Source organism: Pseudomonas edaphica, assembly GCF_005863185.1.
GTDB lineage: Bacteria > Pseudomonadota > Gammaproteobacteria > Pseudomonadales > Pseudomonadaceae > Aquipseudomonas > Aquipseudomonas edaphica.
Window position 1 is genome coordinate 1 of the sequence record NZ_VBVZ01000377.1, and the last position, 6,150, is coordinate 6,150.

At 44.7% G+C, this 6,150-nt stretch carries 6 protein-coding genes; 1 reads left to right on the forward strand and 5 read right to left on the reverse strand.

Annotation, left to right across the window (positions count from 1 at the left end):
• The 5 genes from FEM54_RS21950 to FEM54_RS21970 form a co-directional block, all read right to left on the reverse strand.
• Positions 1–344 (reverse strand): DUF262 domain-containing protein (locus FEM54_RS21950; protein ID WP_138452980.1); only part of this gene is annotated, 344 nt, incomplete at its 3' end.
• Positions 341–1,378 carry an SIR2 family protein gene (locus FEM54_RS21955; RefSeq protein WP_138452983.1) on the reverse strand — a complete coding sequence of 346 codons (1,038 nt, stop codon included), beginning with the start codon at positions 1,376–1,378 and terminating at the stop codon, positions 341–343. The genes FEM54_RS21950 and FEM54_RS21955, both read right to left, overlap by 4 nt.
• 642 nt (positions 1,379–2,020) lie before the next feature.
• Complete coding sequence (locus FEM54_RS21960) at positions 2,021–2,158, reverse strand: type II toxin-antitoxin system RelE/ParE family toxin (RefSeq protein ID WP_138452985.1); 138 nt, start codon at positions 2,156–2,158, stop codon at positions 2,021–2,023.
• A gap of 429 nt (positions 2,159–2,587) precedes the next feature.
• Entirely contained in the window at positions 2,588–4,198 is a 1,611-nt protein-coding gene (locus FEM54_RS21965; protein WP_138452987.1) for a TIGR02391 family protein, read from the reverse strand.
• Entirely contained in the window at positions 4,195–5,253 is a 1,059-nt protein-coding gene (locus tag FEM54_RS21970) for a DNA cytosine methyltransferase (RefSeq protein WP_138452989.1), read from the reverse strand. The genes FEM54_RS21965 and FEM54_RS21970 overlap by 4 nt, the downstream gene beginning before the upstream one ends.
• Positions 5,254–5,837: 584 nt before the next feature.
• Between FEM54_RS21970 and FEM54_RS21975 the strand changes: the two genes are divergently transcribed.
• Positions 5,838–6,150: DUF6124 family protein (locus FEM54_RS21975; RefSeq protein ID WP_138452991.1), on the forward strand; the 313-nt coding region annotated here is incomplete at its 3' end.

Consider the following 6,150-nt stretch of genomic DNA (forward strand, 5'->3'; position numbering starts at 1 on the left):
GAAAATAATTTTCCCGCAAGCTCATCATCATGGAATGGATCGTCCGCTTCGTCCGAAGTAGGAAAACCATCCTCAATGAACTCAACAATTGAAGTTAAGCGTTGTTTCCCGTCAATGACTTCATAACTTGTTTTTCCGGTGTTATCATCGATTTTTTGCCTTAAAAATACAGGGGGGATTGGCAGGTTTTTCAAAATCGAATCAATGAAGAATGCTTTTTTTTCTGGGCTCCAAACGCTCAGTCTTTGATAGGGGGGATTCATATTGTATTTGCCAACGATATACTCTTCGTAAAAGTTAGAAATACTAACATTGTTTGATGCGCGCTCTAGTAGCTTGCTCATATTGGATACTCCTCAAGTAGTTCGCTTGAAGCTAAATGTGTATAACGCGAAAATAAGCTGTTCAATACAGCGTCTAAAGTTTTAGAGGGGAACGGATCTAAATGTACAAGGTCCATATCTGAATTCATGGAGTTTAGCAGGGTGTCAACTTCCGCCCGATCAACATGCCAGTAGGATAGGCCACAAATCACTGCAATATCTCCTTCTCTAAAATTAGCAATCCTGGATTTACATTCGTTTCTGATTGATTGAGCCCAAGTGCTTGAACTACGTCCAGATTCACCTGCTGGAGGGATAATAAAATTAACCGGTGTGTGTTGGTGAAGGTCAGTATAGGAAACTTTAATGTCTGAAATAGGGCAGTCGAGAAAGAATGAATTGTAGTTTATGGAAAATGAATCCTTGGGGAGCGATTTTTTGTGAAGGTAGCTAATAGAACCGTGCGGTTTGAATAGATGAAATTTTGCTTCATCATTTTGAGCAAGCATAGGAATGCTAAAAGGAATTCCAATTAGAGTAAGAATTCGCTCTACCCAAATGTCATAATTGTATGATATAAGAACTACTTCTTCGACGTCCGGGTCGTTTTGTAGTTGGATCAGAAATTTTGACCATGACCAATCAGCTATTTCTGGGGGGATCTCGGGAATCGCAGCATTATAGTGGATGAATAAGTACTTTAGGTAGGATACAAGTTCTTTGTACGCCTGCAAAAAACCATTCCCTGTTTTATCATTAATGGTTTCAGTTTTTTTAAGCGAGTACACATTGGCACATGTCACAACTCGCTCAAGAATTTCGAGAGTTTCGGCTGAGCTTAGATGTGATCGGGCTCCAGCGGTCCACAAATTTGGACAGTGTTTGTATGAAAGAAAGCCGGGTCTGTTATCAAGCGGCCATCGTAAAACACTACCGTCGGCGAAAAGGTTGGCAACGTTGATTTTTTCTTTTATTACAGCATTATGCTTTGAAAGATATTTTACAAAATCTATCGTAAAGCCGTTGCCAAGTATTATTCCTATTTTTTTTCCCATATTTCCCTTCTGGTCTTATTTTTGGTTGCGAAGCCATTTCCGTTGGATCGTGAGACTGCCCGGGAATTGGAAGTGTACGTAGCAGTATTTGGTCATTTTTTTGAGGTCTAAGTTATCTCCAAGGAGCAGCGAATAACTTAGTAGGAATCGAAACGGCGACGCGGTGTGAAGAGCCTACCGATTTAAGGGGTTTAATTTTGTCTGTCATAGCTCCGACTCCATCCGATCAGTCGCTAGCTTACCAAACCAGCCAAGCTTGGGCATGTGCCACGGGAGATTATTTTGGGACGCGGCTTAACAGCTCAAACACATTGATACGGAAATGGTAATGAAGTCAATGGCCATTATGACCGTTCTGAAAGTCAGAGTTCTTAGGGTGACCACTTCCTAGGCGACGCAGAGGCGGCTGGGTGGGAGAGCGGTTTGTCGGAGATTGAGGCGCCGAGCGGGCAAGGCGAATGCCGCGCAGTTTGTTAGAGCTAAATCTTTAGTGTCGCGGAGGTGTAGTTCGCGTGCTTCACCACTCGGAGCAATGGCACTGTATGAATACGCCGATCATTTGGAGGCGATGATCTCGTTACTGATGCGTTAACAGGTAAGATCAGTATGAGACCTCCCATCCACCCATGTATTGGCTCTACCTTAGTATCCCATTGCGGGAAGCTGTGATAGGTTATCTTCTATAGCGAAAATGGCATTGGAGAGGTTGTCAGCCGCTTTTGGATCTGCGAAAGCGATATAGCTTGCCTCGTCTTCCAAATTTCCGAGTGCTTTTTTCAAGCCAATCAATCCATAGTCTGGTTCCTGCGCTTGGTGAGTATCGCTGTCACTTGGGCAATGGTGGCGAATTTTCCTTGGTCAGTGACCTTTCTTGCTCGCTCGGGCTAAGCGGTCAGTATTCTTCGTTCTCGATATAGTCGCAAAGAACGGCCCCTCCCCATTTGGCTCGCAGGCAGGCCGTTGGCTCTGACTAAGCCCTCGAAATAGGTAGATAGGTCTTCCGGTAGGATTAGAGAAGTCTCCGTCAAGTTGCGATGAAGAATGGTGGTGGAGCATCTTAATATTTTAAAGTGCTGAGTTGAATTAGTGGCCTGTCGTGAGTCGTGTTCTTGAAGTATATCGTAAGCGTTCCTTTGTTAACTCCAGGCCGGATGTGGTATTCTAGTTACAATATTCCGGAATTTTTAACGTTCCAGAGAAAATGATTGTTTACTCCTTTTCAAACGACTCTTTTACGGTCTCTATCCGAGTGACCAAATAAGAAGTTAGGCTAAGGATATCTAAGCAGTCTACTTCTGAGAATGTACTGGGTACGAGCGTGTCGATGGGAGCATGGTTCAAAGGGTTTCTAAATCCCATGAATAGCCCTCTGGATAAATGATCCTGTCCTTTCTGAATGTTATCTCCAGATTCATTAGTTATATCCGCAACTTGAATTATGGGTGGCCTTGTGCCAAATGCCTTGCCTATTAATTCTGCCCCATCAAACTTAAGGCCTGAGATGTTCCTAATGGTTTCAAAATAAATTTTAACTCCTTGGTCAGCTGCGTCACCATACTGTTGATTCTCATAATAGCTACGAACCCGATCTCTGAGTGATGAATGTAAATGCCGCCAATGGAGTTGTGGATATTCTGGTATCAGCTCGTGTAGCGCTTCGACGATTGGAACGTATTTCGTTATAGACTCATCGTTGTTCAGGGTGTCAAGGATTATGGATGTTTGCTCCCTGATGTTTTGGGGCATGGTAGACATCCATTTTTCAGTGTCGATGCCAGTGGCCTCTTTGATAGTAGTTCCCTTCTTTGCTCTTCTTTTTTCACGCCAGCTATTATTAACTTTGGAAATAGTGTCGGAAAGGAATTCGCGAAACTCCGACATCTCAATATTGTCCCAATTTATAGATTGGCGATTGGTTGAAATTACGTCTTCATCAAGTTCATCAATGAAGTCGGCTCGAATCCAGCCAGTGAGGTATTGGTAAAAATGGCTAGAAGTACTGCTTGAAAAAAACTCGGGAGCATTAACGAGTTTTCCACGTGAAAAAATAGATATCCCGCGTAATCCAGAGTTAGGGCGGATCGGAGTTTCAGCGGTAAAGAGTTTTCCAATTACATCCTTGTATTTAGAATCCTCCTCGATATAGTCGTCCAGATCCCATTCGAATTCTTTATTGAAGTGTTTGTATCGACGCTGTTCGTTTACAATGGCGCGCTCAATGCCTTTGTTTAAGATAATACTAAATGTTGTGTCGGAGATGAATATCTTAGATAAGCTATCTGCCAGCGCTTCAATGTCGAAGCCCGACTGCCGCTTCAGCTTCGAGAGCTTAATAGTGGTACCGGACGGGCGATTAGTTTTTTGGTTGTTGATTTCATGAGTGGGCGAATACTCACCCTCAGACGTCATAAGAGTGTCCCAGTCTAAGCTAAACCGGTTTTGTAGTCCGTCCTTAATCGTGTCTATGGTTATATGTTTTGAAAGTCCAAAGAGTGCAAGTTTCCCCAAGCCTTTTTTACCGGTGGCGAGTCGCTTGAATCGTGTGGTGGGCTCGTCGCCTTCTTTCTGTCGACGATTTCTTCCAATGACGAGAAATTTTTCTTGAATGTCGAGGGCACTCATTCCATGCCCGTCGTCTGTGACACTAATAGAAGATGGCCCAGACGCAGTTTCGGCAAGGTTTATTTTTACCTCTGATGCATCCGCGTCATATGCATTTGAGATCAACTCAGCAAGAGCGGGTGGAAGCGTAGAGTACATTCGAACACCCAAATGGTCGATAGTTCTGGGATCGAATTTCATAATAAAGCGCTTAGTCATTTTACATTCCCTGTTTCAATCGACTTTAGATGCTGTATGTACTTTAATGCGTGAGCTTTGATTAATAAGGGTGGAAGCGCGTTACCTATCATTAGTGCTGCGTAGTCCTTCCCTCGACTTAGAGAAAACTTATATTTTTTAGGGAATGTTTGAAGTAAAGCAGCTTCTCGAAGTGTAATTGAACGATTCTGGTCCGGATGTATAAATCGACCTTTAGATGGGTTGGTGCAACCACCAGTAATTGTCGGCGCTACGTCATCCCAAGACATCCGCCCATATACGTCTTTATACGAGCCTGGTCGTTTGATGTGGCAGGGTAGCCAAAGCTCAATTGGAAGGTCACTCCTTGAGCCCCCGTTGGTAGGAATATTTTCGATTATCGTTGATACTTTTTCGCTTCTCAAAACAGGTAGATCATGAAGCTCATCTCCTGAAAAGCCAGGTATAGGCAGTGCGCCAATCGATTGCTTTACTGTTGTCCTGATTTTTATCTTGTCTGGTTCATTGATAATTCCAAAAAGAGATGCTTGTAGAATCATACGCTTTCGGCGTTGCGGCACGCCGAAGTCGGCAGCATCCAAAACTTTTACTGTGTTGTCATTTATTACATACCCAAGATAATTAAGTTCTTCTTTTAATTTTAACATGCGTTTGTCTTTAGCCAAGCCCGGCACGTTTTCTAACATAATGGTTTTAGGAAGGAAAACTTTTATGTAGCGTAATACCTCGAAGACTAAGTCGTTTCGAATGTCATCTACTGAGCTGGATCTGTTGCGTGTCTTGTGGGTGGAAAAGCCTTGACATGGAGGGCAGCCTGCTAGGAGATCTAGTTCTCCTTGTTCTAAACCCAAGCTATCCATAACTTTTTTAGGGTCTATTTTAGAAAGATCGCCAATAAAAATCTTTGATTTTTTATGATTTAGTTTGTAGGTGGCTGCCGCGGTTTCATTAAGCTCAAATCCAGCAAGTACTGAAAATCCAGCTGCTTTTAATCCGGTCGTGAGTCCACCTGCTCCACAGAATAGGTCGATTGCGCTTGGTTTCTTAACGGTCATATAAAGGGACTAAAACTCAAAAAAATGAAAATACGTTAAGTATTCAACTAAACAGCGTGCCTGCTGAACGCTAGCAGAAAGCCATCGTTTCAGCCAGAGGGGCAGGAGAGAACCTCTGCTGCCGCGCTTCCTTTCATTAAGGAGTGGCTTTGATTTTTGCATAGTCGTGTTGATCATGCACGGGTCGAAGCCCCCTAATTCGCCAGCGATAGTTCCATGTCAATTAGCTATCTAGGAGGGAGATGGTCAGGCCAATATCTATAATGTTGCCTCGGTCCATGATCCTCTCAGGGAAAATTCCCACACTTTTCTCAGCTTGCCCCTCAGACCTCCCCTAGCTAACCTCCTCCAGCCGCTGCCAATCCAGCGGCCGGATGTGGAAGTCCGACCAAGCTGAAGGCGTTCAATCGCCCATAAACACCTACCGACGTTTTTTTACGTCTGTATGATTGCTTATGGCGGCTGTGCGCGGGGCACTTCGGTGCGCCGGGTCCTTTAGCCCTGGTCTTCCACACCTGCGTACAGCTGCCACCCTCATGTGGAAGTGAGTTTGGTAGTTCCTGGAATTCTAAAGGAGCTTCGCCATGTACAAGGTCACACCGAATCCGCCTCATGCCTCAAACGCTGAACCCATTGATGCCAAGCTTCATGCTGCGGCGCAGCGCGCTATTCATCATTACTTGCCCCCATCTGACGACACCGCCCCCGCCGACCACGCAACCAATAACCTATTCTTAGTCAGCCCCAACATCGACACCGAAACCCTCCTAGCCAACGCCGCCGAAAACCTCGATTCCGCCAACCAAATGGCCGCCACCCTGGCCTTCGACCTCGAAGACCCGCACCGCGCCATCATCCTCGGCATCCAGCAACTCATCGACCTGAGCGCTCTACTCG

What these genes read in the sequence shown, in the direction of transcription:
- FEM54_RS21955 (WP_138452983.1), bottom strand. Translation starts at nt 1,378, where the DNA reads ATGGGAAAAAAAATAGGAATAATACTTGGCAACGGCTTTACGATAGAT.
- FEM54_RS21965 (WP_138452987.1), bottom strand. Translation starts at nt 4,198, where the DNA reads ATGACTAAGCGCTTTATTATGAAATTCGATCCCAGAACTATCGACCAT.
- FEM54_RS21970 (WP_138452989.1), bottom strand. Translation starts at nt 5,253, where the DNA reads ATGACCGTTAAGAAACCAAGCGCAATCGACCTATTCTGTGGAGCAGGT.